General features: G+C 68.1%; 24 protein-coding genes. 16 read left to right on the top strand and 8 right to left on the bottom strand.

Annotation, left to right across the window (positions count from 1 at the left end):
- Positions 1-15 precede the first annotated feature (15 nt).
- The 3 genes from WT53_RS05850 (at position 16) to rmuC (ending at position 3990) form a co-directional block, all read left to right on the top strand.
- On the top strand, positions 16-1446 hold the full coding sequence (locus tag WT53_RS05850) for a sodium:proton antiporter (protein ID WP_034206756.1): 1431 nt from the start codon (positions 16-18) through the stop codon (positions 1444-1446).
- Between the two features lie 79 nt (positions 1447-1525).
- Entirely contained in the window at positions 1526-2515 is a 990-nt protein-coding gene (locus tag WT53_RS05845) for a D-glycerate dehydrogenase (protein ID WP_034207858.1), read from the top strand.
- On the top strand, positions 2512-3990 hold the full coding sequence (gene rmuC / locus WT53_RS05840; RefSeq protein ID WP_034206757.1) for a DNA recombination protein RmuC: 1479 nt from the start codon (positions 2512-2514) through the stop codon (positions 3988-3990). Before WT53_RS05845 ends, rmuC begins: the two co-directional genes overlap by 4 nt.
- 90 nt (positions 3991-4080) lie before the next feature.
- On the opposite strand, the gene WT53_RS05835 is transcribed toward rmuC, so the two are convergent.
- The 6 genes from WT53_RS05835 to WT53_RS05810 all read right to left on the bottom strand — a co-directional run bounded on the left by WT53_RS05835 (position 4081) and on the right by WT53_RS05810 (position 11320).
- Positions 4081-4566, bottom strand: coding sequence for a GNAT family N-acetyltransferase (locus WT53_RS05835; protein WP_034206758.1), 486 nt, complete (start codon positions 4564-4566; stop codon positions 4081-4083).
- Complete coding sequence (locus WT53_RS05830; RefSeq protein WP_006476519.1) at positions 4563-4838, bottom strand: hypothetical protein; 276 nt, start codon at positions 4836-4838, stop codon at positions 4563-4565. Before WT53_RS05830 ends, WT53_RS05835 begins: the two co-directional genes overlap by 4 nt.
- 37 nt (positions 4839-4875) lie before the next feature.
- Positions 4876-6174: a gephyrin-like molybdotransferase Glp gene (gene glp, locus WT53_RS05825; RefSeq protein WP_034206759.1), complete on the bottom strand. Its 1299-nt coding sequence runs from the start codon at positions 6172-6174 to the stop codon at positions 4876-4878.
- A gap of 110 nt (positions 6175-6284) precedes the next feature.
- Entirely contained in the window at positions 6285-6905 is a 621-nt protein-coding gene (mobA, locus tag WT53_RS05820) for a molybdenum cofactor guanylyltransferase MobA (protein ID WP_034206760.1), read from the bottom strand.
- A 28-nt stretch (positions 6906-6933) separates the two neighbouring features.
- Positions 6934-8046 (bottom strand): GTP 3',8-cyclase MoaA, encoded by a 1113-nt coding sequence (gene moaA, locus WT53_RS05815; protein ID WP_034206761.1) that lies wholly within the window; start codon positions 8044-8046, stop codon positions 6934-6936.
- 130 nt (positions 8047-8176) lie between these two features.
- Positions 8177-11320 (bottom strand): Rne/Rng family ribonuclease, encoded by a 3144-nt coding sequence (locus tag WT53_RS05810; protein ID WP_034206762.1) that lies wholly within the window; start codon positions 11318-11320, stop codon positions 8177-8179.
- Positions 11321-12040: 720 nt separating this feature from the next.
- Here WT53_RS05810 and WT53_RS05805 point away from each other — a divergent pair.
- Genes WT53_RS05805 through WT53_RS05790 form a run of 4 tightly spaced genes read left to right on the top strand, consistent with a single transcriptional unit; the run spans position 12041 to position 15113 of the window.
- A complete protein-coding gene (locus WT53_RS05805; protein ID WP_034206763.1) occupies positions 12041-13045 on the top strand; it encodes an RluA family pseudouridine synthase in 1005 nt (334 codons plus the stop codon).
- Between the two features lie 5 nt (positions 13046-13050).
- Positions 13051-13710: an HAD-IA family hydrolase gene (locus WT53_RS05800; RefSeq protein ID WP_034206764.1), complete on the top strand. Its 660-nt coding sequence runs from the start codon at positions 13051-13053 to the stop codon at positions 13708-13710.
- A complete protein-coding gene (locus tag WT53_RS05795) occupies positions 13707-14108 on the top strand; it encodes a Rieske 2Fe-2S domain-containing protein (RefSeq protein WP_034206765.1) in 402 nt (133 codons plus the stop codon). The genes WT53_RS05800 and WT53_RS05795 overlap by 4 nt, the downstream gene beginning before the upstream one ends.
- 12 nt (positions 14109-14120) lie before the next feature.
- The gene (locus WT53_RS05790; protein ID WP_059779750.1) at positions 14121-15113 is read left to right on the top strand and encodes a S49 family peptidase; all 993 of its coding nucleotides are present in this window, start codon (positions 14121-14123) and stop codon (positions 15111-15113) included.
- A gap of 90 nt (positions 15114-15203) precedes the next feature.
- Here the strand turns inward: WT53_RS05790 and WT53_RS05785 are convergent, their stop codons facing one another.
- Positions 15204-15926: an SAM-dependent methyltransferase gene (locus WT53_RS05785; protein ID WP_034206767.1), complete on the bottom strand. Its 723-nt coding sequence runs from the start codon at positions 15924-15926 to the stop codon at positions 15204-15206.
- Positions 15923-16555, bottom strand: coding sequence for a Maf-like protein (locus WT53_RS05780; RefSeq protein WP_034206768.1), 633 nt, complete (start codon positions 16553-16555; stop codon positions 15923-15925). The genes WT53_RS05785 and WT53_RS05780 overlap by 4 nt, the downstream gene beginning before the upstream one ends.
- A 232-nt stretch (positions 16556-16787) precedes the next feature.
- On the opposite strand from WT53_RS05780, the gene WT53_RS05775 reads away from it, so the two are divergent.
- The 9 genes from WT53_RS05775 to WT53_RS05735 all read left to right on the top strand — a co-directional run bounded on the left by WT53_RS05775 (position 16788) and on the right by WT53_RS05735 (position 23983).
- Positions 16788-17423, top strand: coding sequence for a DUF177 domain-containing protein (locus WT53_RS05775; RefSeq protein ID WP_034206769.1), 636 nt, complete (start codon positions 16788-16790; stop codon positions 17421-17423).
- A 97-nt stretch (positions 17424-17520) separates the two neighbouring features.
- Positions 17521-17700: a 50S ribosomal protein L32 gene (gene rpmF / locus WT53_RS05770; RefSeq protein WP_006051932.1), complete on the top strand. Its 180-nt coding sequence runs from the start codon at positions 17521-17523 to the stop codon at positions 17698-17700.
- Between the two features lie 129 nt (positions 17701-17829).
- Positions 17830-18936, top strand: coding sequence for a phosphate acyltransferase PlsX (gene plsX / locus WT53_RS05765; protein ID WP_034206770.1), 1107 nt, complete (start codon positions 17830-17832; stop codon positions 18934-18936).
- The gene (locus WT53_RS05760; RefSeq protein WP_034206771.1) at positions 18937-19926 is read left to right on the top strand and encodes a beta-ketoacyl-ACP synthase III; all 990 of its coding nucleotides are present in this window, start codon (positions 18937-18939) and stop codon (positions 19924-19926) included. It begins immediately after the preceding gene.
- Between the two features lie 82 nt (positions 19927-20008).
- Complete coding sequence (gene fabD, locus WT53_RS05755) at positions 20009-20941, top strand: ACP S-malonyltransferase (RefSeq protein WP_034206772.1); 933 nt, start codon at positions 20009-20011, stop codon at positions 20939-20941.
- 36 nt (positions 20942-20977) lie between these two features.
- On the top strand, positions 20978-21727 hold the full coding sequence (gene fabG / locus WT53_RS05750; RefSeq protein ID WP_034206773.1) for a 3-oxoacyl-ACP reductase FabG: 750 nt from the start codon (positions 20978-20980) through the stop codon (positions 21725-21727).
- A gap of 144 nt (positions 21728-21871) precedes the next feature.
- Positions 21872-22111 (top strand): acyl carrier protein, encoded by a 240-nt coding sequence (gene acpP / locus WT53_RS05745; protein WP_004197638.1) that lies wholly within the window; start codon positions 21872-21874, stop codon positions 22109-22111.
- 164 nt (positions 22112-22275) lie between these two features.
- Positions 22276-23508, top strand: a complete 1233-nt coding sequence (fabF, locus tag WT53_RS05740) for a beta-ketoacyl-ACP synthase II (protein WP_034206774.1) — start codon at positions 22276-22278, stop codon at positions 23506-23508.
- 10 nt (positions 23509-23518) lie between these two features.
- Positions 23519-23983, top strand: a complete 465-nt coding sequence (locus WT53_RS05735; protein WP_034206775.1) for a protein YgfX — start codon at positions 23519-23521, stop codon at positions 23981-23983.
- Positions 23984-24073: the final 90 nt, after the last annotated feature.

Genomic DNA, 24073 nt, shown 5'->3' with positions numbered 1-24073 from the left:
ACAAGGAAGTTCCGCATGAAACGACATGCCGCCTGGGCGGGCATGGCGTCGGGAATCGCGCTTGGCGCCGCTCCCGCGCTCGCATCGGCCGCCACGCTCGACGGTTCCACGCTGTCGGCGCTCTGGGGTATCCCGTTCGCCGGGATCCTGCTGTCCATCGCGCTGTTCCCGCTCGTCGCCCCCGTGTTCTGGCATCACCACTTCGGCAAGATCGCCGCCGGCTGGGCGATCGTGTTCCTCGCGCCGTTCGCGGTCGCGTTCGGCGTCGGCACCGCGTTCGGCACGCTCGTGCACGCGCTGCTCGAGGAATACATTCCGTTCATCGTGCTGCTCACCGCGCTCTATACGGTCGCGGGCGGCATCTGCGTGAACGGCAACCTGCATGGGTCGCCGAAACTGAATACCGCGATCCTCGCGCTCGGCACGCTGCTCGCGAGCGTGATGGGCACGACGGGCGCCGCGATGCTGCTGATCCGGCCGCTGCTGCGCGCCAACGACAACCGCAAGCATGTCGTGCACGTCGTGATCTTCTTCATCTTCCTCGTCGCGAACGCGGGCGGCTCGCTGTCGCCGCTCGGCGATCCGCCGCTGTTCCTCGGCTTCCTGAACGGCGTGAGCTTCTTCTGGACGACCACGCATCTCGCGCTGCCGATGCTGTTCATCTGCGCCGTGCTGCTGACGCTGTTCTTCGCGCTCGATACGTACTTCTACCGGAAGGGCGGCGAGGAGCGGCCGGCCGCGCTCGATCCGACGCCCGACGGCGCGGCGCTGTCGATCGACGGCAAGATCAACTTCGTGCTGCTGGCGGCCGTGATCGCGCTCGTGCTGATGAGCGGCGTGTGGAAGCCGGGCGTCTCGTTCGACGTGTGGGGCACGCACGTCGCGCTGCAGAATCTCGTGCGCGACGTCGCGCTCGTGGTGGTGACGCTCGCGTCGCTCGCGCTGACGCCGCGTTCCGCGCGCGAGGGCAACGCGTTCAACTGGGCGCCGATCGAGGAAGTCGCGAAGCTGTTCGCCGGCATCTTCGTGACGATCGCGCCGGTGATCGTGATCCTGCGCGCGGGGGCGGACGGCGCGTTCGCGCAGATCGTCCATCTCGTCACGGGGCCCGACGGCAAGCCGATCGATGCGATGTACTTCTGGGCGACCGGCATCCTGTCGTCGTTCCTCGACAATGCGCCGACCTATCTCGTGTTCTTCAACCTCGCGGGCGGCGATGCGCAGACGCTGATGACGACCGGCGCATCGACGCTCGCCGCGATTTCCGCCGGCGCGGTGTTCATGGGCGCGAACAGCTATATCGGCAATGCGCCGAACTTCATGGTGAAGGCGATCGCCGAATCGCGCGGCGTGAAGATGCCGAGCTTCTTTGCGTACCTCGGCTGGGCGCTCGTCGTGCTGATACCGGTATTCCTGCTCACGTCGTGGCTTTTCTTCCCGGCGTAAGCTGACGATTTTCAACCCCGAGCGGGCGGTCCCGGCGGCGCGCGGCGCTACGACCCGTCCGCGGCATGCGGAGATGGCGATGCAGAAGATCCTGGTCGCGCGTCCGATCTTTCCGGACGTGATCGAACGGCTCAAGCAGTATTTCGAAGTCGACTGGAACGACGGCGACGCGCTCGCGCCCGACGCGCTCGCCGCGCGTCTGGCCGACAAGGACGGCGCGCTGACGGCCGGCGACCCGGTCGGCGCGGCCACGCTCGCGGCCGCGCCGCGCCTGCGCGTCGTGGCGAACATGGCGGTCGGCTACAACAACTTCGACATGGCCGCGTTCAACGCGGCGAACGTGCTCGGTACCAATACGCCCGACGTGCTGAACGAGTCGACCGCCGATTTCGGCTGGGCGCTGATGATGGCCGCCGCGCGTCGGATCGCCGAATCCGAACACTGGCTGCGCGCCGGTCACTGGCGGAAGTGGGCGTACGACGGCTTCCTCGGCACCGATATCTACGGCTCGACGCTCGGCGTCATCGGGATGGGCCGCATCGGCCAGGCGCTCGCGCGGCGCGCGCGCGGCTTCGGGATGCAGGTGATTTATCACAACCGCTCGCGGGTCGCGCCCGAGATCGAAGCCGAGCTCGATGCCGAATACGTGTCGAAGGATGCGCTGCTCGCGCGCGCCGATCACGTCGTGCTCGTGCTGCCGTACACGAAGGAGAACCATCACACGATCGGCGCGGTCGAGCTCGCGAAGATGAAACCCACGGCGACGCTGACCAACATCGCGCGCGGCGGGATCGTCGACGATGCGGCGCTGGCCGCCGCGCTGCGGGACGGGACGATCGCCGCGGCCGGCCTCGACGTGTACGAAGGCGAGCCGAGCGTGCATCCGGCGCTGCTCGAAGTGCCGAACGTCGTGCTGACGCCGCATATCGCGAGCGCGACCGAAAAGACGCGCCGCGCGATGGCGAATCTCGCTGCCGACAACCTGATCGCCGCGCTCGGCGAGGGGCCGCGTGCGGGGCGGCCGCCGAATCCGATCAACCCTGACGTGATCGGGAAGCCGCGCGCATGACGATGACGTTGTTGCTGGCGGCGGTCGTCGTGCTGGCCGTCGCGCTCGCCGTGGCGATCGTCGCGCTCGTGCGCGGCGGCGGCCGCCACGACGACGTGGCCGTGCTCGGCGACCAGATCGAGGATGCCGCGCATGCGCAGGCGCGCGCGGTCGAGCGGCTCGAACGCGAATTGCGCGGCGAGATCGTCGACAATGCGCGCGGGTCGCGTACCGAGCTGGCCGGCAGCTTCGCCCAGTTGCAGCAGACGCTCGCCGCGCAACTGACGAGCGTGGCGACCGTGCAGAACAGCCAGATCGAGGGGTTCGCGCAGCAGCTCGGCAAGCTCGTCGCCGGCAATGCGCAGCAGTTCGACGCGATGCGCGAGAGCGTGCAGCGCCAGGCCCAGCAGGCGCGCGAGGAACAGACGGGCGCGCTGCGGCTGTTCGGCGACACGCTGAACCGGCAGCTCACGCAACTGACGGAGGCGAACGATCGTCGGATCGGCGAAGTGCGTGCGACGCTCGAACAGCGGCTGAAGGAAATCGAGACGAACAACGCGGCGAAGCTCGAGGAGATGCGCCGCACCGTCGACGAGAAGCTGCACGCGACGCTCGAGCAGCGGCTCGGCGAATCGTTCAAGCTCGTGTCGGACCGGCTCGAACAGGTGCATCGCGGGCTCGGCGAGATGCAGACGCTCGCGGCCGGCGTCGGCGACCTGAAAAAGGTGCTGACCAACGTGAAGACGCGCGGCACCTGGGGCGAAGTGCAGCTCGAGGCGCTGCTGGAACAGATGCTGACGCCCGACCAGTACGCGAAGAACGTCGCGACGGTGCCGAAGAGTACCGAGCGCGTCGAATTCGCGATCCGGCTGCCGGGCCGCGCTGCCGGCACGCGCGACGCGCCGCCGGTGTGGCTGCCGATCGACGCGAAATTCCCGCGCGAAGACTACGAGCGGTTGATCGACGCGCAGGAGCGCGCCGATGCGGTGGCGGTCGAGGAGGCGGCCCGTGCGCTCGAGGCGCGGGTGCGGATGGAAGCGCGCACGATCGCCGAGAAGTACGTCGCGCCGCCGCACACGACCGATTTCGCGCTGCTGTTCCTGCCGACCGAGGGGCTGTATGCGGAGATCCTGCGCCGCCCGGGGCTGACCGACCTGCTGCAGCGCGACTATCGGGTGACGGTCGCCGGGCCGACCACGCTCACCGCGCTGTTGAACAGCCTGCAGATGGGGTTCCGCACGCTCGCGATCGAGCAGCGCTCGAGCGAGGTGTGGCAGGTGCTCGGCGCGGTCAAGACGGAGTTCGGCAAGTTCGGCGACGTGCTCGCGCGCACGAAGGCGCAGCTCGAAACGGTCACGCGCTCGATCGAGTCTGCCGAGCAGCGCACGCGCGTGATGAGCCGCAAGCTCAAGCAGGTCGAGGCGCTGCCGGGCGATGCGGCGGCCGGTCTGCTCGGCGCGGAAGGGGCCGAAGGCGCCGACGCGGACGACGCGTGACGCGCGTTGGCGGCAACTGCCGGACGAACAAAACGGGCGCCGCGGCGCCCGTTTTCGTTGGCAGCGGTCGCCGGCGCGGCCGGCTCGCGCTCAGTGCGCGGCGAGCGTGTCCAGCGCGTCGCCCGTCACGCGCACGATGCGCCACTCCGGCAGCACGGTCGCGCCCATCTTCTCGTAGAAATCGATCGCCGGTTGGTTCCAGTCGAGGACCGACCATTCGAAGCGCGCGCAACGACGCTCGACGGCGAGTGCCGCGAGATGACGCAGCATCGCGGTGCCCAGGCCCGTGCCGCGCTGCGACGGCTGCACGTACAGATCCTCGAGATACAGCCCGCGGCGGCCGAGGAACGTCGAATAGTTGTGGAAGAACAGCGCATACGCGACGATCGCGCCGTCCTGCTCGGCCACCCGTGCCTCGGCGGCAGGGTGCTCGCCGAACAGCGCATCGGCGAGATCGGCTTCGGTCGCGACGAACAGATGCGTGAGCTTCTCGAACTCGGCCAGCTCGCGCATCAGCGCGAGGATCGCGCCGACGTCGCGCGGGTCGGCCGCGCGGATCAGCGGCGTGCCGCTCACGCTTCCTCCGGCGGATCGGACAGCACGATCTCGATGCCGCCGAAGCGCGACGCGACCCAGTTGTACGCATGGCATGCGATCCACAGCAGCACGAAACCGAGGATCGCGTTCAGCAGCAGCGCGCTCAGGATCGTGCTCAACTCGACCATCCCGTAACGGATATACGCGACGAGAATGCCGAGCAGCACGATCGGCACGCTGAACGTCAGGTAGACGAGGATCAGCGCCTTTGCGGTCTGCCCCGCGGCGATCGACGAGATTTGTTTCTTCATGTGCGGATTGCCCCCGTAGTGATATACCGATTGGAATTCAGATCAGGCCGTCGAGCGGCAGGATGTCGACCGGGGCGCCCGCGTCGATTGCCGCGGTATCGTGGCCCAGGACGATGAAACAGTTGGCGGCCGCGAGACCGCTCAGCGACGCGGCGCTTTGCGATCCGGTCGGCGCGACGTGCCATTGGCCGTCGGCGGCGCGCGTCGCGATGCCGCGCAGGTATTCGGTGCGGCCGGGACGCGTTTTCAAGGGCTGCGTACTGAGCGCCGTGTACATCGCCGGCGGCGGCGTCTGCGCACCGGCCAGCGTCAGCAGTGCGGGGCGCACGATCGCGTAAAACGTCACGGCGGAGGCGACCGGATTGCCGGGCAGCCCGAAGAACAGCGCGTGGCCGGCGCTGTCGCCCGCGCGTGCGAGCGTGCCGCACGCGAGCGGCCGGCCGGGCCGCAGCGCGAGACTCGCGAACGTCACGTCGCCGAGCCGCGCCATCACGTCGCGCGTGAAGTCGGCTTCGCCGACCGACACGCCGCCCGACGTGATGACCGCATCGGCCTGCGCGGCGAGGGCGTCGCGCAATGCGGCTTCGAGCGCGGCCGGGTCGTCCCGGACGATCCCGAGATCGATCGTGTCCACGTGCAGCCGTGCGAGCATCGCGATCAGCATCCCGCGATTGCTGTCGTACAGCGCGCCGCGGCCGAGCGGTTCGCCGGGCTCGCGCAGCTCGTCGCCGGTCGAGAACACGGCGACGCGCACGCGCCGGCGCACCGTGACGTCGGTGACCCCGAACGACGCGAGCAGGCCCAGATCCGATGGCCGCAGGATACGGCCCGCGGCGAGCGCGCAGGCGCCGCGCGCGAGATCCTCGCCGGCCTTGCGGCAGTTCGCGCCGCGCGCAACGTCGTGCGCGGCGAAGCGGATCGTGTCGCCATCGACGCGTACGCGTTCCTGCGGAATCACCGTGTCGCATCCGGCCGGCATCGGCGCGCCGGTCATGATGCGCACGCATGCATGGGCCGCCACGGCGCCGTCGAACGGATGGCCGGCGAACGCGGTGCCGGCGACCGTCATCGCGACCTCGCTCTGCGCCGACGCGAATGCTGCGCTGCTGCTGTCGAACGCATAGCCGTCCATTGCCGAGTTGTCGTACGCGGGAATGTCGAACGGCGCGCTCACGTCGGCCGCGAGCACGCGGTCGAGCGCGTCGCGCAGCGTCACCGTGTCGTACGCGTCGACCGGCGCCGCGAAGCGGCACGCGAGCGCCTGCGCGTCGGCGAGCGACAGCGGGGCATCGGGGCCGGGTGCGGTTCGGGAAGCGGGCGAGGATTGCGTGATCATCAGTCGGACTGCGCCGCGAGGCGTATCGGGTTCGTGGCCGGTGGCGCGAGGAGGGTGCCGGGGCGCGGGTTTCGCGTGTGGCGGGCGCCGGGCGGGAACGGCACGGGCCGTCAGCGGCGGGCCAGCGCGGCGAGTTCCTGCCAGGAGTTGGCATTGTAAAACGCACGCTCGTCGCGAAACTCGACTTCGACCGTCTTGTGGCGTGCGTACCACGCACGCACCTTGCGGTCGCCGGCCGCGAGCCGGGCGGCCAGGTCGTCGGCCAGCGACGTGCGCAGCAGCGCGAACGTCGGTTGCGGCGAGCGCATCTGCCGCGCGTCGACGGTAATCGCCATCGCGATGTCGGCCTGCTGCGCGTCGAGCGTCGCATGCAGCCGTGCGACGAGGTCGACGGGCAGATAGGGCGTATCGCATGGCGAGCACGCGAGCAGCGGCGCGCGCGCCGCGCGCATGCCGGCAAGCAGGCCCGCGAGCGGCCCGGGGAAGTCGGGCGTTTCGTCGGCGACGATGCGCGCGTCGAACGGCGCACCGAGTTCGGCATAGCGATCGGCATGGCGATTCGCGCTGATCAGCGTCTCGTCGACCTGCGGCGACAGCCGGCGCAGCACGTGCAGCGCGAGCGGCGTACCGTCGAGCAATTGCAGGCCCTTGTCGACGCCGTCCATGCGGGTGGCCCGCCCGCCTGCGAGCAGCAGGCCGGCGATCGACGGGGCGGACGCGGGAGCGGACATCGTGCACGGGCGGAAAGAGCGGCGGGCGTCAGCCGCCGATATACGACATTTCGACGCGCTTGCCGGCGCCCTCGGGCGCGGCGTCGGACGATGCGCTGCCGCGCAGCTGCGAATAGCGGTCGGTGCGCGCCTGCCAGATGCGGGCGATCGCGGTCGCGATCTCGGCATCGCTTGCGCCGCCGCGCACGAGCGCACGCAGGTCGTGGCCCGCCGACGCGAACAGGCACAGGTACAACTTGCCTTCGGTCGACAGTCGCGCGCGCGTGCAGTCGCCGCAGAAGGCCTGCGTAACGCTGGAGATCACGCCGATCTCGCCGCTGCCGTCCGCATAGCCCCAGCGCTGCGCGGTTTCGGCCGCCGTGTGCGGCTCGAGCGGCACGAGCGGAAAGTGTTCGGCGATACGCGCGACGACGTCCGCCGACGGCAGCACCTCGGTCATGTTCCAGCCGTTCGACGTGCCGACGTCCATGTATTCGATGAAACGCAGGATCACGCCGGTGCCGCGGAAGCGCTCGGCCATCGGCAGGATCTCGCCGTCGTTGGTGCCGCGCTTCACGACCATGTTGACCTTGACCGGCGCGAGGCCCGCGGCCTGCGCGGCGAAGATGCCGTCGAGCACGTCGGCGCTCGCGAACTCGGCATCGTTCATGCGCTTGAACAGCGCATCGTCGAGCGCATCGAGGCTGACCGTGACGCGCGTGAGCCCGGCGTCCTTCAGCGCGCGCGCCTTGCGCGCGAGCAGCGAGCCGTTGGTCGTCAGCGTCAGGTCGAGCGGGCGGCCGGCGTGCGTCGTCAGACGCGCGAGCCGCTCGATCAGGAATTCGAGGTTCTTGCGCAGCAGCGGCTCGCCGCCCGTGATGCGGATCTTCTCGACGCCGTGTGCGACGAAGAGCCGCGCCACGCGCTCGATTTCCTCGTGCGTGAGCAGCGCGCTGTGCGGCAGGAACGGGTAGTCCTTGTCGAAGACGGCGCGCGGCATGCAGTACACGCAGCGGAAATTGCAGCGATCCGTCACCGAAATGCGCAGGTCGCGCAGCGGCCTGGTGAACGTGTCGGCCAGCGTGCCGTCGGGGGCATGCGCGACGCCGGAGACGTCCGGCATCCCGCTGACGTCGGCGAGGGGAATGATGCGTCGGGACATGTTGGAAGAAGTACGGACCAGACTGCTATTTTAGCCGCAACCGGCCGGCGGGTCCGGGGGCGGAAACCCGCAGCGCGGGCATGAAAAAGCCCGCCGGAGGCGGGCTTTTCCTGGTCGTGCGATGCGCCGTTCAGTGGTGCGTCGTCGTTTCGACCTGCTGCATCGGGGCCGTATCGACCGGCGGCAGCACCTTGCGCTCGCGCGGCACGCGGGCCGGGCGCGGGAGTCGCGACGCGGCTTCCTGCGCGGCCGCGAACTTGTCGGCGTCCGTGTTCACCCAGACGAGACCGGCCTGCTCCAGCACGGCATCCAGGCTCGTCGAAGCGGGCGCGGCTGCCGGTTGGGCGGGGGCGGGAGCCGGTGTCGGGGCGGGTGCCGGTGCAGCGACGGCCTCTGCCGGTGCTGCCTCGACCGGTGCCTCGACCGCCACCGGAGCGGCTTCGATCGCGACGGCCGGTGCGGCGGGCTCGACGGGTGCGGCTTGCGGCGCCTCGACAGCGGCCGGAGCGGCTGCCGGCACTTCGAACGCATCGGTCGGCGACACCGCGACCGGCGCCGGGCCTGCTTCCGCCGCCGCCGGTGCGACCGGTGCCGGTTCGGCTGCCTGGACGGCGACGACGGGCTCGGCCGGTGCCGCTTCGGCTGCCGGTGCCGGCTGCGGTTCGACGGCGGCCGGAGCGGCATGCTGCTCGGCGACGGCTTCCACTGCGACCGCACCTGCCACGGCCGCGACGACTGCCGGTGCGGCCGTGTGGGCCGGCTCGGCTGCGACCGGTGCATTCGGTGTCACGGCTTGCGCGGCGACTTCGCCTTCGGCGCCTTGCTCGGCCTGGTCGACTGCGCCATCTTCCTCGCGCTCGCGACGACCGCCGCGGCGGCCGCGACGGCGACGGCGGCGTTCTTCGCCGTCACGTGCGCCGGCTTCCGCATCGGCTGCCGGTTCCGCGCCGGGCAGGGCTTCTGCAACGGCCTTGTCGGTTTCCGGTTCCGGATGGTTTTCGCCGCGGGTGACGGTTTCGAGCGTGGCCGCATGCTGGGTCGGCTTGCGGCGTTCGCCGCGCTCGCGACGCTCGCCGCGTTCCTGGCGCTCGCCGCGGCCGGCTGCTTCGACGCCTTCCGGCTGTTCGACACGCTCGCGTGGTTCGCGGTTTTCGCGCGGTTCGCGCGGCTCACGGCCTTCGCGCGGCTCACGGCCTTCGCGCGGCTCGCGACCTTCGCGCGGACCACGGCCCTCGCGACCCTCGCGGTTTTCGCGACCTTCGCGGTTTTCCCGGCCTTCGCGCAGTTCACGACCCTCGCGCGGCTCACGGCCTTCACGCGGTTCGCGCACTTCCTTGCCTTCGCGTTCCTGGCGTTGCGGCTGGCCACGGCCTGCTGCTGCCTGGTCGCGGCCGCCCTGCGCCTGCTGGGCGCCGCCGCGACGGTTGCGGTTGCGATCGCCGCCGCGCTGCTCGGTCTTTTCGGTGCGCTCGCGCGCCGGACGGGCTGCCTGCTCCTTCGCCGGTGCCGGTGCGACCGGTGCGGGTGCCGGTGCCGGCGACACGCCGAACAGCCCCTTCAGCCAGCCGATGAAGCCACCGCTTGCCGCGGCGACGGGCGCCGCCGGAGCCGCAACGGGCTCGACCGGACGCTGCGGGGCCGGGCTCGGCGCCGGACGCTCGGGCGTGATGCCCTTCACCGCGGCTTCCTGCTTCGGCTTCACTTCGGCCGCACGCTTGCTGTAGCCCGTTTCCGACTCGAGCTCGCGGGCCGCTTCCTCGGCCATCTTCCAGGACGCGCGCGGATCGTCGAGGCGCGCGTCGTCGTGACGCAGGCGCTCGAGCTTGTAGTGCGGCGTATCGAGGTGCTTGTTCGGGATCAGCACGATGCCGACCTTGAAGCGCGACTCGATTTTGTTGATTTCCTGACGCTTTTCGTTCAGCAGGAAGGCGGTCACCTCGACCGGCACCTGGCAGTGGATCGCCGCGGTGTTCTCCTTCATCGCTTCTTCCTGAATGATCCGCAGGACCTGCAGCGCGGACGATTCGGTGTCGCGGATGTGGCCGGTGCCGTTGCAGCGCGGGCACGTCACGTGACTGCCTTCCGACAGCGCCGGACGCAGGCGCTGGCGCGACAGCTCCATCAGGCCGAAGCGGGAGATCTTGCCCATCTGGACGCGCGCGCGGTCGTGCTTGAGCGCGTCCTTCAGGCGTTGCTCGACTTCACGCTGGCTCTTCGCCGATTCCATGTCGATGAAATCGATCACGATCAGGCCGCCGAGGTCGCGCAGGCGCAGCTGGCGGGCGACTTCGTCGGCCGCTTCGAGGTTCGTGCGGGTGGCCGTTTCCTCGATGTCCGCGCCCTTGGTCGCGCGCGCCGAGTTCACGTCGATCGCGACGAGCGCTTCGGTGTGGTCGATCACGATCGCGCCGCCGGACGGCAGCGGGACCGTGCGCGAGTACGCGGTTTCGATTTGGTGCTCGATCTGGAAGCGGGAGAACAGCGGCACGTCGTCGTGGTAGCGCTTCACTTTCGCGACGTTGTCCGGCATCACGATGTCCATGAATGCGCGGGCCTGATCGTGGATTTCGTTCGTATCGATCAGGATTTCGCCGATATCCGGCTGGAAATAGTCGCGGATCGCGCGGATCACGAGGCTCGATTCCAGATAGATCAGCATCGGCTGGCCGGCGTTGCCGCTTTGCGACGCGGCCTCGATCGCGCGCCACAGTTGCAGCAGGTAGTTCAGGTCCCACTGCAGTTCCTCGGCGCTGCGGCCGATGCCCGCGGTACGGGCGATCATGCTCATCCCGTCCGGAATCTGCAGTTGCGCCATCGTTTCGCGCAGTTCCTGGCGCTCGTCGCCTTCGATCCGGCGCGACACGCCGCCGCCGCGCGGGTTGTTCGGCATCAGCACGAGGTAACGGCCGGCGAGCGAGATGAAGGTGGTGAGGGCCGCGCCCTTGTTGCCGCGCTCTTCCTTCTCGACCTGGACGATCAGCTCCTGGCCTTCGCGCAGCGCATCCTGAATGCGCGCGGAGCGCATGTCGATGCCGTCCTTGAAGTACTGGCGGGCGACTTCCTTGAACGGCAGGAAGCCGTGGCGGTCTTCGCCGTAGTTGACGAAGCACGCTTCGAGCGACGGCTCGATACGGGTGATGACACCTTTGTAGATATTGCCTTTGCGCTGTTCGCGCCCGGCGGTTTCGATGTCGATGTCGATGAGCTTTTGCCCATCGACGATGGCGACGCGCAGCTCCTCCTGCTGCGTCGCATTGAACAGCATGCGTTTCATGAACGGCTCCAGGCGGCTCCGCTGCCGACGCCTCGCGGTTGTCAGGCGCGAGGGCGGGAACGACGGCAGGCCGCACCTTGTTGTGTTGTCACGAGCACGCTGGAGCGGGAACGCTGGCGGGGAGAATTGCCTGAAGAGGCGCTTGGGCCCGAAAGACGGGGCCGGCGGCCATAGGGCACCTGCGAATACGGCTTCAAAGCACGGCGTTCACACACCGCACGCTGCAAAAGCGCGCTAAGCCTGTCCGGGCATTGCCACGGGCGCGCACAATGCGTCGCGCGCGCCGACGGGCGGCAGATGCTGCGGCTTGGGCCGCAGCGGGGAGTATCGAATCCAGCCCGACTTTCCCGCTTGGGGTGTACTTCCCTGGTTTGACGTCGCCAAGCCCCGCACGCTTCGCGGGGCCAAATCGGGCGCAACGCCGTAATTTTCGCAACCGGCAGCCTGCGGACGTACTTCGCGCCGCCGGGCTGCCGATCAAATTCTTTTCAACCAACTTTCCGTTACCGCGGCGCCTTGCCGACCGAATCCGCCTGTGGGCGCGATCCTTGCCGACGGGCGGCGCCGTGCGTGCAACTTGCTGCTTCTCTTTGATTAGGGGCGAGCAGCGGACCCCCGGCGCAAGTAAAATAGCAGTTTGCGCTTGCGCCTTGCCCAATTCAGCCGGGGCCGGCCGATCAGGCCACCCACAACGTCAGGCTGGGCAAAATTATATTCAGTATGAATGAGTTAGGCAAAATATCCCAGAATTCGGTCGCAAGCGGCCAGGTATCGACGATCGAGATCGACGAAAACTCGGCCGGTCAGCGGATCGACAATTTCCTGTTGCGCGTCTGTAAAGGCGTGCCGAAAAGCCATATTTACCGGATCCTCCGCAGCGGCGAAGTGCGCGTCAACAAGGGCCGGATCGATGCGCAGTACCGCCTGGCGCTCGGCGACCTCGTCCGCGTGCCGCCGGTGCGCGTGGCCGCGGCCGACCTCGCGCGCGCCGACACGCCCGTCGTGCCGCCCGCGAATTTCGACGTGCTGTACGAGGACGACGCGATGCTCGTCATCGACAAGCCGGCCGGGGTCGCGGTCCACGGCGGCAGCGGCGTCGCGTTCGGCGTGATCGAGCAGATGCGCCAGGCGCGCCCGCGTGCGAAATTCCTCGAACTGGTGCACCGGCTCGACCGCGAGACGTCCGGGATCCTGATGCTCGCGAAGAAGCGCACGGCGCTCGTGGGCCTGCACGAGCAGATTCGCGAGAACCGGATGGACAAGCGCTACTTCGCGTGCGCGCACGGCGAATGGCAGCCCGACTGGGGCCGGCGCCGCGCGGTGAAGGCGCCGCTGTTCAAGTATTCGACCCCGGAAGGGGAGCGCCGCGTGCGCGTGCAGGACGACGGGCTGCCGTCGCATACGGTGTTCAACCTCGTCGACCGCTGGTCCGACTATGTGCTCGTCGAAGCGGAACTCAAAACGGGTCGGACCCATCAGATCCGGGTGCACCTCGCGCATCTCGGTCTGCCGATCGCCGGCGACGCCAAGTATGGCGATTTCGCACTGAACAAGGCGCTGGCGCGCGCGAACGCGCAGCCGTCGCTGAAACGGATGTTCCTGCATGCGCACCGGCTGCGGCTGGCTCATCCGCTGACCGGCGAGGCGCTGCAGTTCGATGCGCCGCTGCCGGCCGAATGCCGGCGCTTTCTCGACCAACTCAGCGCATTGCGCGATACCGCCTGAACCGCATGGCCCGACAGCAATTTGACCTGATCGTCTTCGACTGGGACGGCACGCTGATGGATTCGACCGCGCACATCGCGCACAGCATCCAGGCCGCGTGCCGCGATCTCGGCTTGCCCACGCCGTCCGACGAGGCTTCCCGCTACGTGATCGGCCTTGGCCTGCGCGATGCGCTGCGAATCGCGGCGCCGACCCTCGATCCGTCCGACTACGCGCGGCTCGCCGAGCGCTACCGCTACCACTATCTGCTCGACGACCAGCGCATCGAGCTGTTCGCCGGCGTGCGCGAGCTGCTCGCCGAACTGCGCGACACGGGCTACCTGCTCGCCGTCGCGACCGGCAAGGGGCGGGTCGGGCTGAATCGCGTGCTCGACCAGTCGAAGCTGACGAGCTGGTTCGACGCGACGCGCTGCGCGGACGAGACCTTCTCGAAACCGCATCCGGCGATGCTGCACGAGTTGTCGCGGGAATTGGGGCAGGACCTGTCGCGCACCGTGATGATCGGCGACACCACGCACGACCTGCAAATGGCCGCCAGCGCCGGCGCGGCAGGCGTCGGGGTGTCGTACGGCGCGCACACGGCCGACGCGCTGGCGGCGCTCGCGCCGCGCTTCGTCGCGCCGGACGTCGGCGCGCTGGCCGCATGGCTGCGGGAGCACGCATGAGCGCGGCGCCGGACGCCGTGCGCGTGTGCGCATCGGACGCGCTGATCGACGGCGGCGCCGGCGTGCGCGTCGACGCGACGCTGCGCGGCGAGCAGGCCGTCGTGTTCTTCGTGCGCTACGACGGCCGCGCCTACGGCTACCTGAACCGCTGCGCGCATGTGCCGATGGAGCTCGACTGGGCCGAAGGGCAGTTCTTCGAGTCGTCGGGCCTCTATCTGATGTGCGCGACGCATGGCGCGATCTACGCGCCGGATACCGGCAAGTGCGTCGGCGGCCCGTGCCGCGGCGGCCGCCTGCGGCCGGTCGAGGTCGACGAGCGCGACACGCCCGACGGGCGTGCGGTATTCTGGGTGCCCGATGCCGATCTGCATCCCGCCACTCCCGCCACGACCGACTGACGACACCATTGCATGGCCGACCAACCGAATTTCCCGGATTCCTCCTCCCGTCCCGACGACCGTGACCCGGGCTGGGAGCGCGCGGCGCTCGAGCGGATCGCGCTCGCGGCCGTCAAGGAGCAGCGCGCGGCACGGCGCTGGAAGATCTTCTTCCGCTTCGCGTTTCTCGGCGTGTTCGTGCTGCTGGCGTTCGCGCTGATCGATTTCTCGAGCGATTCGAAGTTTTCGTCGAGCGGGCGGCATACGGCGCTCGTGACGATCGACGGCGAAATCGCGGCCGGCGTCAACGCGAACGCCGACGACATCAACACGGCGCTCGACGCCGCGTTCGACGACGACGGCACGGTCGGCGTCGTGCTGCGGATCAACAGCCCGGGCGGCAGCCCGGTGCAGGCCGGCATGGTCTACGACGAGATCCGGCGGTTGCGCGGCAAGTATCCCAACAAGCCGCTGTACGTCGTCGTGACCGACATGTGCGCGTCGGGCGGCTATTACATCGCGTCCGCGGCCGACAAGATCTTCGTCGACAAGGCGAGCATCGTCGGGTCGATCGGCGTGCTGATGGACGGGTTCGGCTTCACCGGGCTGATGGGCAAGCTCGGCGTCGAACGGCGCCTGCATACGTCGGGCGAAAACAAGGGCTTCTACGACCCGTTCTCGCCGGAAACGCCGAAGATGGATGCGCACGCGCAGGCGCTGCTCGATCAGGTGCATGCGCAGTTCATCAAGGCCGTGAAGGACGGCCGCGGCAAGCGGCTGCACGAGACGCCCGACATGTTCTCGGGCCTGTTCTGGACCGGCGAGAAGAGCGTCGAGCTCGGGCTCGCCGACGGCTACGGCACGACCGACACGGTCGCGCGCGACGTGCTGAAGGCGCCGGATCTGGTCGACTATACGGTGAAGGAAAGCCTGACGAATCGTGTCGCGCGCAAGTTCGGCGCGGCCGTCGGGGGCGCCGCGATGAAGGCGCTGACGGCCGGCGGCGCGTCGGTCAACCTGCGCTGACGGCCGGCGGCCGACGGCGGCAATCGGCGGGCCGCGACGGCCCGTCTTTCACTTTCATCGGTTGCCGACCGGCGAGCGCCGGTCGTGGCATCAATTCGCTAGCAGCAGGAAGATCGCGGGGCGCTTGTGCAGATTCGGCGCGGGCGCCTTTTTCCAATCCGCCACCGTGCGGCTCGCGATCGTCTCGGTCGCAAGGGTCAGATCGGTCGCCACGCAGATCTGCGTCGACGGCGCGCAGGTCGCGACCAGCGTGTCGAGCATCGCGTGATTGCGGTACGGCGTTTCGATGAAGATCTGCGTCTGGCGCGCCTTGCGCGACAGTTGCTCGAGTTCGCGCAGGCGCTTCGCGCGCGCGGCCGCATCGACCGGCAGGTAGCCGTTGAACGCGAAACTCTGGCCGTTCAGGCCCGACGCCATCAGCGCGAGCAGGATCGAACTCGGCCCGACGAGCGGCACGACCTTCACGCCGCGCTCGTGCGCGCGGCGCACCAGCAGCGCGCCGGGGTCGGCGACGGCAGGGCAGCCGGCCTCCGACACGAGTCCGGCGTCCGCGCCGGCCAGCACGGGCGCGAGCAGCCGGTCGACGGCGCCGGCCGGCGTATTCACGTTCAGCTCGCTGATCTCGATTTCCTGGATCGGGCGCGTCGTGCCGATCTTCTTCAGGAACGCGCGGGTCGTTTTCGCGTTTTCGCCGATGTAATAGCCGAGCGTGCCGGCGCGCGCCTGCACGGCCGCGGGCAGCACGGCGGCGAGCATCGATTCGTCGCCTTCGCCGAGCGTGTTGGGGACGAGATAAAGCGTGCCGGCGGTCATGCGCGGTCTCCTCGGGTGATGGCAAACAGCGGGTAGTCGGCGGCGCGCAGCATCCGCGTGAGGGCGATCAGCGGCAGGCCGACGAGCGCGGTCGGGTCGTCCGAGTCGATCGCGTCGAGCAGTGCGATGCCGAGCCCTTCGGACTTCGCGCTGCCGGCCACGTCGTACGGCGTTTCCGCGCGCAGGTAGGCGTCGAGTTCGGCTTCGGGCAGCGAACGGAAGCGCACGTGCGTGACGATGTCCTCGATCTGCGCGTCGTCCGTACGGCTGTCGTACAGGCAGAGCGCGCTGTGGAATTCGACTTCGCGGCCCTGCATCGACACGAGTTGCGCGAGCGCGCGCTCATGCGTGCCGGGCTTGCCGATCTGGTGCCCGTCGAAGGTCGCGACCTGGTCCGACCCGATCACGAGCACGCCGTCCGGCGCGTCGATCGTCGCGGCCACGGCGCGCGCCTTCGCGCCGGCGAGACGCAGCGCGGTCGCGGCCGGCGTTTCGCCGGCGAGCGGGGTTTCGTCGAGGTCGGGCGACACGACGTCGAACGGTACGCCGAGGCGCTCGAGGAGCGCGCGGCGGTAGCGGGAACTGGAGGCAAGAATCAGCCGCGGCGGGCGGCAAACGGTATCCGGCATGGTCGGTTGGATCGGTGGGTCGTCAGGTGTGGCGCGGCGTTGCGCGGACGCAAGCTTAAGTGATTGACCGCAAAAGGTAAAACAGGTATGCTTTCCCGCTTTTCGTCGGCAGGCTTTCGCTGTGGTGGCGCCTGCCGGGTCTTCGGAAGTAAAGTACGGCAATCCCTCGATGAGCCGTACGCGAGCGGTGCCAAGCCGGATCCCGCAAGTCAGCCTGTAGGCAGGAGCGCACATGAACACTTCTTCTGGCAAACCTGCGGCGGCCCTCGATCCGCATGCGGTCGACCTGTTCGAGTTCGCCCGCAGCGGGCGGCAGGCGGCCGGGGCAGTGCGCCTCTCGCAACTGCCGCGCATGTTAAACGAAGTGCCGACGGACGCGCCGGATCGCGACACGGTCTTCACGTGGCAGGCGGAAGGGTTCACGCAGAAAGAGTTGCAGGACGACGGCGCCGACGGGCAGCAGCCGTATCTGCGCCTCGCGGTGCACGGCCATGCATGGCTCACGTGCCAGCGCTGCATGACGCCGTACGACCAGGCGTTCGACGTCGACATGACGTACCGGATCGTCGCGACCGAAGAAGAAGCCGAGGAATTTCCGCTCGACGACGATGAAGCCGATGTGATCGTGGGCTCGCGCCAGTTCGATCTCGTCGACTTGATCGAAGAGGAATTGCTGCTTTCGTTGCCGCTCGTGCCCAAGCACGAGGTTTGCCCGGCAGTTCACGAAAGCCTCGTGTCGGGCGCGAGCGGTCCCGCGGAAGAGTCGGACGAGGAGTCCGACGAAGCCGGGGACGAAGGCAAACGGCCGAATCCGTTCGCAGCGCTGCAAGCGTTGAAGAAGGACGGTGACGGCACCAAGAAACACTGAGCAGTTGTGGCGCGGGAAGGCGTAGGGCTTTGGGCCAGGGTAGTTAAGCGCCGGATCGGGCTGTGTTAGAATCCGGAAAATTATTTAGGAGTTAGTCATGGCAGTCCAGCAAAACAAGAAGTCGCCGTCGAAGCGCGGCATGCATCGTTCGCACGATTTCCTGACGGCAGCGCCGCTGGCAGTCGAGCCGAGCACGGGTGAAGTGCACCTGCGTCACCACGTCAGCCCGAACGGCTACTATCGCGGCAAGAAAGTCGTCAAGACGAAGAACGACTAAGCGTCAAGTCACGCGTTGCGCGCTACGCTCGCCGTTCGCGTGACAACTGGTTCGCTTGACACTTTCCTGGCTCGACAAAAAGGCGGCATTCAACTGCCGCTTTTTTGTGCCTGAAATTCGTCGCATTCCATGACCGTAAAGCTCACAATCGATTGCATGGGAGGCGACCACGGCCCGTCCGTGACCGTTCCCGCGGCAGTCAAGTTCGTCCGCGCGCATCCCGATGCGCACCTGATGCTCGTCGGCATCGAAAGCGCGATTCGCGCTCAGCTGAAGAAGCTGAAAGCCCTCGACGATCCCGCGTTGACCATCGTGCCCGCCACCGAAGTCGTGGCGATGGACGACCCTGTCGAAGTGGCGCTGCGCAAGAAGAAGGATTCTTCGATGCGCGTCGCGCTCAACCACGTCAAGGAAGGCGCGGCGCAGGCCTGCATTTCCGCCGGCAATACCGGCGCGTTGATGGCCGTTTCCCGTTACGTACTCAAGACGCTGCCCGGCATCGAGCGGCCCGCGATCGCGTTCGCGCTGCCGAACCCGACCGGCTACACGATGATGCTGGACCTCGGCGCGAACGTCGACTGCGAACCGCAGCATCTGCTGCAGTTCGCGGAGATGGGGCACGCGCTGGTGGCCGCGCTCGAAGGCAAGGAGCGCCCGACGATCGGCCTGCTGAACATCGGCGAAGAGGTCATCAAGGGCAACGAGACGATCAAGCGCGCAGGCGAGCTGCTGCGCGCCAGCACGCTCAATTTCCGCGGCAACGTGGAAGGCAACGACATCTACAAGGGCACCGTCGACGTGATCGTCTGCGACGGCTTCGTCGGCAACGTCGCGCTGAAGACGTCCGAAGGGCTCGCGCAGATGCTGTCGGACATCATCCGCGAGGAGTTCGGCCGTTCGCTGATGTCGAAGCTGATGGCGCTGCTCGCGCTGCCCGTGCTGATGCGTTTCAAGAAGCGCGTCGACCACCGCCAGTACAACGGCGCGGCGCTGCTGGGGCTGAAGAGCCTCGTGATCAAGAGCCACGGCTCGGCCGACGCCTACGCGTTTGAGTGGGCGATCAAACGCGGGTATGATGCCGTCAAAAACGGGGTGCTGGAGCGCCTCGCGCGCGCGATGGCGGATAATTCGGCGTCGCTCGGCGACGGCGAGCACGACGCGGGCGGCGCGGGCCATGCAAGCCCTGCCGCAGGCCATCACGCCGAACCTTCCGCTGCGCAATCCTCTAAAGCATAAATGGCCCAATCGACTCTCTATTCCCGCGTGCTCGGCACGGGCAGCTTCCTGCCGCCCGACCGCGTCACGAACCAGCAGTTGACCGATCGTCTTGCGAAGGAAGGCATCGAGACGAGCGATGAATGGATCGTGGCGCGTACGGGCATCCACGCGCGCCATTTCGCCGCACCCGACGTCACGACGAGCGATCTCGCGCTCGAAGCGTCGCGTCGTGCGATCGAAGCGGCCGGTGTCGATCCGCAGTCGATCGACCTGATCATCGTCGCGACTTCGACCCCCGATTTCGTGTTCCCGAGCACCGCGTGCCTGCTGCAGAACAAGCTCGGCATCAAGAACGGCGGCGCGGCATTCGACGTGCAGGCCGTGTGCTCGGGCTTCGCGTACGCGATGGCGACGGCCGACAGCTTCATCCGCAGCGGACAGCACCGTACGGCGCTCGTGGTCGGCGCGGAGACGTTCTCGCGCATTCTCGACTTCAAGGACCGCACGACCTGCGTGCTGTTCGGCGACGGCGCGGGCGCGGTGATCCTGTCCGCATCGGAAGAGCCGGGCGTGCTGGGCAGCGCGCTGCACGCGGACGGTAGCTACTCGAACATCCTGTGCACGCCGGGCAACGTCAATCGCGGCGTGATCGACGGCAGCGCGTTCCTGCACATGGACGGGCAGGCCGTGTTCAAGCTCGCGGTCAACGTGCTGGAAAAAGTCGCGATCGAAGCGCTCGCGAAGGCGAATCTCGCGCCCGAGCAAATCGACTGGCTGATTCCGCACCAGGCCAACATCCGCATCATGACCAGCACCTGCCGCAAGCTCGGCCTGCCGCAGGAACGCATGGTCGTGACGGTCGACCAGCACGGCAACACGTCGGCCGCGTCGATCCCGCTGGCGCTCGACGCCGCGGTGCGCGACGGCCGCATCCAGCGCGGTCAGCACGTGCTGATCGAAGGCGTCGGCGGCGGCTTCACCTGGGGCGCGTCGGTCTTCCGCTTCTGATCCGCGGCGCGCGAAGCCGCGCGCGGATCCCGTCGGCGCGCCGTTCGCGTGCGCCGTCCGAATCGATTCAATTGGGGACGATATGAAATTTGCATTCGTTTTTCCGGGGCAGGGCTCTCAGGCGATCGGCATGCTCAACGCATTCGCCGATCTGGCCGTCGTGCGCGAGACGCTCCAGGAAGCGTCCGATGCGCTCGATCAGGATCTCGGCAAGCTGATCGCCGAAGGTCCGGCCGAAGAGCTGAACCTGACCACCAACACGCAGCCCGTGATGCTGACCGCAGCGTACGCGTGCTACCGCGCGTGGCAGCAGGCGGGCGGCCCGGCGCCGTCGATCGTCGCCGGCCACAGCCTCGGCGAATACACGGCGCTCGTCGCGGCCGGCGCCCTCGCGTTCAAGGACGCGGTGCCGCTCGTGCGTTTTCGCGCGCAGGCGATGCAGACGGCCGTGCCGGTCGGCCAGGGCGGCATGGCCGCGATCCTGGGCCTCGACGACGACACGGTGCGTGCGGTGTGCGCCGAAGCCGCGGAAGCGGGCGTCGTCGAAGCGGTGAACTTCAATGCGCCCGCGCAGGTCGTGATCGCAGGCAGCAAGGCCGCGGTCGAAAAGGCATGCGAAATCGCGAAGGCGAAGGGCGCGAAGCGCGCGCTGCCGCTGCCGGTGTCGGCGCCGTTCCATTCGTCGCTGCTCAAGCCGGCGTCGGATCAGTTGCGCGACTATCTCGCGAACGTCGACGTGAAGGCGCCGCAAATTCCGGTCGTCAACAACATCGACGTCGCCGTGGTCGGCGATCCGGCCGCGATCAAGGATGCGCTGGTGCGCCAGGCCGCGGGCCCGGTGCGCTGGGTCGAATGCGTGCGGCACATCGCGGGCACGGGCGTCACGCACGTGATCGAATGCGGTCCGGGCAAGGTGCTCGCCGGCCTGACGAAGCGCATCGACGGCAACCTGACGGGGGCGTCGGTGTTCGATCCGGCTTCGCTCGACGAAGCGCTCAAGCTGGTGACCGCCTGACGCGGCGCCTTTTCCCAAGCAACGGATATTCGATTCATGGACAAGACTCTCGATAAACAGGTTGCGATCGTGACCGGCGCGTCGCGCGGCATCGGCCGTTCGATCGCGCTCGAACTCGCGCGTCTGGGCGCGACGGTGATCGGCACGGCGACGAGCGAATCGGGCGCCGCCGCGATCACCGCGGCGTTCGCGGAAGCCGGTGTCGCGGGCCGCGGCGCGGTGCTGAACGTCAACGACGCGGCGGCTGCCGAAGCGCTGATCGATGCGACCGTGAAGGAATTCGGCGCGCTGAACGTGCTCGTCAACAACGCGGGCATCACGCAGGACCAGCTCGCGATGCGGATGAAGGACGAGGACTGGGACGCGGTGATCGACACCAACCTGAAGTCGGTGTTCCGTCTGTCGCGTGCGGTGCTGCGCCCGATGATGAAGGCGCGCGGCGGCCGTATCATCAACATCACGTCGGTGGTCGGCTCGGCCGGCAATCCGGGTCAGGTCAACTATGCGGCCGCGAAGGCCGGCGTCGCGGGCATGACGCGTGCGCTCGCGCGCGAAATCGGCAGCCGCGGCATCACCGTGAACTGCGTGGCGCCGGGCTTCATCGACACCGACATGACGAAGACGCTGCCGGAAGAACAGCAGGCCGCGCTCAAGACCCAGATTCCGCTCGGCCGCCTCGGCAGCCCGGAAGACATCGCCCATGCCGTCGCGTTCCTCGCCTCGCCGCAGGCCGGTTACATCACCGGCACGACGCTGCACGTGAACGGCGGCATGTACATGTCGTAACGGTTTTCGTTTACCATCCGCGCCGTATCCCGTTTTTCAGGCGGATCGGCGCTTGATCGACCATCAAGCCAACGCGCGTTTTGGCGTCAGCAAACCTGATAAAATGCGCGCACTTGTAAATCTGAACTTTCCCTCGGAGGGGTAATGGACAACATCGAACAACGTGTCAAGAAGATCGTCGCTGAACAACTGGGCGTCGCCGAAGCCGAGATCAAGAACGAAGCTTCGTTCGTGAACGACCTGGGCGCCGACTCGCTCGACACGGTCGAACTGGTGATGGCGCTCGAAGACGAGTTCGGCATGGAAATCCCGGACGAAGAAGCAGAGAAGATCACGACCGTTCAGCAAGCGATCGACTACGCTCGCGCAAACGTCAAGGCGTAAGCGCCTTTCGCGCTTGTCCGCCACGTCGCCGCGATCTTCGCGATTGACGCGCCATCCTGCCGGCTTCGCGCCGGACGGACTAACAGCCACAGGGCTCGCAGGGCTGATTCCTGTGGCCACTGTGGCTTTTGTTTTTGTCATCCAATAATGGAAAAGAGGTTACCGTGAGCCGCCGTCGTGTTGTCGTTACAGGCCTGGGGCTGATTTCGCCTGTTGGCAATAATGTTGCCGACGGCTGGGCCAATCTCGTCGCCGGCAAGTCCGGTATTGCCACCGTCACGAAGTTCGATGCGTCGAACCTCGCCTGCCATTTCGCGGGCGAAGTGAAGGGTTTCAGCGCCGAGGAGTACATCCCGGCGAAGGAAGCCCGGAACATGGATACGTTCATCCATTACGGCATCGCCGCCGGCGTCCAGGCTATCCGCGACAGCGGGCTGGAAGTGACCGAAGCCAACGCGGAACGCATCGGCGTGCTGGTCGGTTCCGGCATCGGCGGCCTGCCGATGATCGAAGATACGCACCAGACCTACGTCGATCGCGGCGCGCGCCGCATTTCGCCGTTCTTCGTGCCGGGGTCGATCATCAACATGATCTCCGGTCACCTGAGCATCATGTTCGGCCTGAAGGGCCCGAACCTCGCGGCCGTGACGGCCTGCACGACCGGCCTGCACAGCATCGGCCTCGCCGCGCGCCTGATCCAGGCCGGCGACGCGGACGTGATGGTTGCGGGCGGCGCCGAATCGACGGTGTCGCCGCTCGGCATCGGCGGTTTCGCGGCGGCGCGCGCGCTGTCCACCCGCAACGACGATCCCGCTACCGCGTCGCGGCCGTGGGACAAGGACCGCGACGGCTTCGTGCTGGGCGAGGGTTCCGGCGTGATGGTGCTCGAGGAGTACGAGGCGGCGAAGGCGCGCGGCGCGAAGATCTACGCGGAAGTCTCGGGCTTCGGCATGACGGGTGACGCGTACCACATGACCGCGCCGAACATGGACGGCCCGCGCCGCTGCATGGTCGCGGCGCTGCGCGACGCCGGCGTGAACGCCGACGAGGTCCAGTACCTGAATGCGCATGGCACGTCGACGCCGCTGGGCGACAAGAACGAGTCCGACGCGGTGAAGGCGGCCTTCGGCGAGCACGCGTACAAGATGGTGGTCAACTCGACGAAGTCGATGACGGGTCACTTGCTGGGTGGCGCGGGCGGCCTCGAATCGGTGTTCACGGTGCTGGCGCTGCACAACAACGTGTCGCCGCCGACCATCAACATCTTCAACCAGGACCCCGAGTGCGATCTCGATTACTGCGCGAACACCGCGCGTGACATGAAGATCGACGTGGCCGTGAAGAACAACTTCGGCTTCGGCGGGACCAACGGCACGCTGGTGTTCAAGCGCGTCTGAGTCGAATCGCTTGACGAGTCCATTCGATGCTCCGGCCGGGCGTCCGCAGCGCTTCGCGTTGCGGGCCTCGGCCGTGTCGTATCTCGTGCTGGCCGCGTTCGTCGCGTCGGCTGCCGCGTCGGCGTACCTGTTCTGGGCGCCGCGCGCGGGCGCTGCCGCCGGCGCGGGCGTGTCGGCGGCGACGGCGGCACTGCTGGCCGTATGGGCGGCGCGGGCCTGCGCCCGCCGGCTCCCGGCCGAGCTGCGGATCGATGCCTTCGGGGAGATTGCGGCGTTTGGCCGCACCGGGCAGTTGCTGGCCCGCGGCCGCGTGACCGGCCACGCGCACTGGAGCAGCCTGCTGCTGGTGCTGTCGGTCGGGCAGGGCGCGCGGCGGGCCCGGCCGCTGCTGATTCCGGCCGACGCGCTCGATGCCGCATCGTTCAGCGCGCTGTCGGTGCTGGCGAGGACGGCCGGGGCGGCGGGGCGGACATGACGGCAGCACGGTTACCGGCCGTAACCAGCGTCCGGCGCCGGAACGCTACAATAGCGCTCCGCGTTGCATCCCTAGTTAACGGATTTGTCA

The organism is Burkholderia sp. MSMB2157WGS (assembly GCF_001532755.1).
Taxonomy (GTDB): domain Bacteria; phylum Pseudomonadota; class Gammaproteobacteria; order Burkholderiales; family Burkholderiaceae; genus Burkholderia.
The sequence above is the reverse complement of the archived record's forward strand: the minus strand, read 5'-3'. Positions and strand labels throughout refer to the sequence as shown.

Excerpts from the sequence above, each read along its gene's own strand:
- fabG (WP_034206773.1), top strand. The coding sequence starts at position 20,978 with ATGGACAAGACTCTCGATAAACAGGTTGCGATCGTGACCGGCGCGTCG.
- glp (WP_034206759.1), bottom strand. The coding sequence starts at position 6,174 with ATGATCACGCAATCCTCGCCCGCTTCCCGAACCGCACCCGGCCCCGAT.
- WT53_RS05830 (WP_006476519.1), bottom strand. The coding sequence starts at position 4,838 with ATGAAGAAACAAATCTCGTCGATCGCCGCGGGGCAGACCGCAAAGGCG.
- WT53_RS05775 (WP_034206769.1), top strand. The coding sequence starts at position 16,788 with ATGAACACTTCTTCTGGCAAACCTGCGGCGGCCCTCGATCCGCATGCG.
- moaA (WP_034206761.1), bottom strand. The coding sequence starts at position 8,046 with ATGTCCCGACGCATCATTCCCCTCGCCGACGTCAGCGGGATGCCGGAC.
- WT53_RS05790 (WP_059779750.1), top strand. The coding sequence starts at position 14,121 with ATGGCCGACCAACCGAATTTCCCGGATTCCTCCTCCCGTCCCGACGAC.
- WT53_RS05810 (WP_034206762.1), bottom strand. The coding sequence starts at position 11,320 with ATGAAACGCATGCTGTTCAATGCGACGCAGCAGGAGGAGCTGCGCGTC.
- WT53_RS05845 (WP_034207858.1), top strand. The coding sequence starts at position 1,526 with ATGCAGAAGATCCTGGTCGCGCGTCCGATCTTTCCGGACGTGATCGAA.
- WT53_RS05795 (WP_034206765.1), top strand. The coding sequence starts at position 13,707 with ATGAGCGCGGCGCCGGACGCCGTGCGCGTGTGCGCATCGGACGCGCTG.
- fabD (WP_034206772.1), top strand. The coding sequence starts at position 20,009 with ATGAAATTTGCATTCGTTTTTCCGGGGCAGGGCTCTCAGGCGATCGGC.
- plsX (WP_034206770.1), top strand. The coding sequence starts at position 17,830 with ATGACCGTAAAGCTCACAATCGATTGCATGGGAGGCGACCACGGCCCG.
- WT53_RS05780 (WP_034206768.1), bottom strand. The coding sequence starts at position 16,555 with ATGCCGGATACCGTTTGCCGCCCGCCGCGGCTGATTCTTGCCTCCAGT.
- rpmF (WP_006051932.1), top strand. The coding sequence starts at position 17,521 with ATGGCAGTCCAGCAAAACAAGAAGTCGCCGTCGAAGCGCGGCATGCAT.
- acpP (WP_004197638.1), top strand. The coding sequence starts at position 21,872 with ATGGACAACATCGAACAACGTGTCAAGAAGATCGTCGCTGAACAACTG.
- WT53_RS05760 (WP_034206771.1), top strand. The coding sequence starts at position 18,937 with ATGGCCCAATCGACTCTCTATTCCCGCGTGCTCGGCACGGGCAGCTTC.
- WT53_RS05850 (WP_034206756.1), top strand. The coding sequence starts at position 16 with ATGAAACGACATGCCGCCTGGGCGGGCATGGCGTCGGGAATCGCGCTT.
- rmuC (WP_034206757.1), top strand. The coding sequence starts at position 2,512 with ATGACGATGACGTTGTTGCTGGCGGCGGTCGTCGTGCTGGCCGTCGCG.
- WT53_RS05785 (WP_034206767.1), bottom strand. The coding sequence starts at position 15,926 with ATGACCGCCGGCACGCTTTATCTCGTCCCCAACACGCTCGGCGAAGGC.
- WT53_RS05805 (WP_034206763.1), top strand. The coding sequence starts at position 12,041 with ATGAATGAGTTAGGCAAAATATCCCAGAATTCGGTCGCAAGCGGCCAG.
- WT53_RS05800 (WP_034206764.1), top strand. The coding sequence starts at position 13,051 with ATGGCCCGACAGCAATTTGACCTGATCGTCTTCGACTGGGACGGCACG.
- mobA (WP_034206760.1), bottom strand. The coding sequence starts at position 6,905 with ATGTCCGCTCCCGCGTCCGCCCCGTCGATCGCCGGCCTGCTGCTCGCA.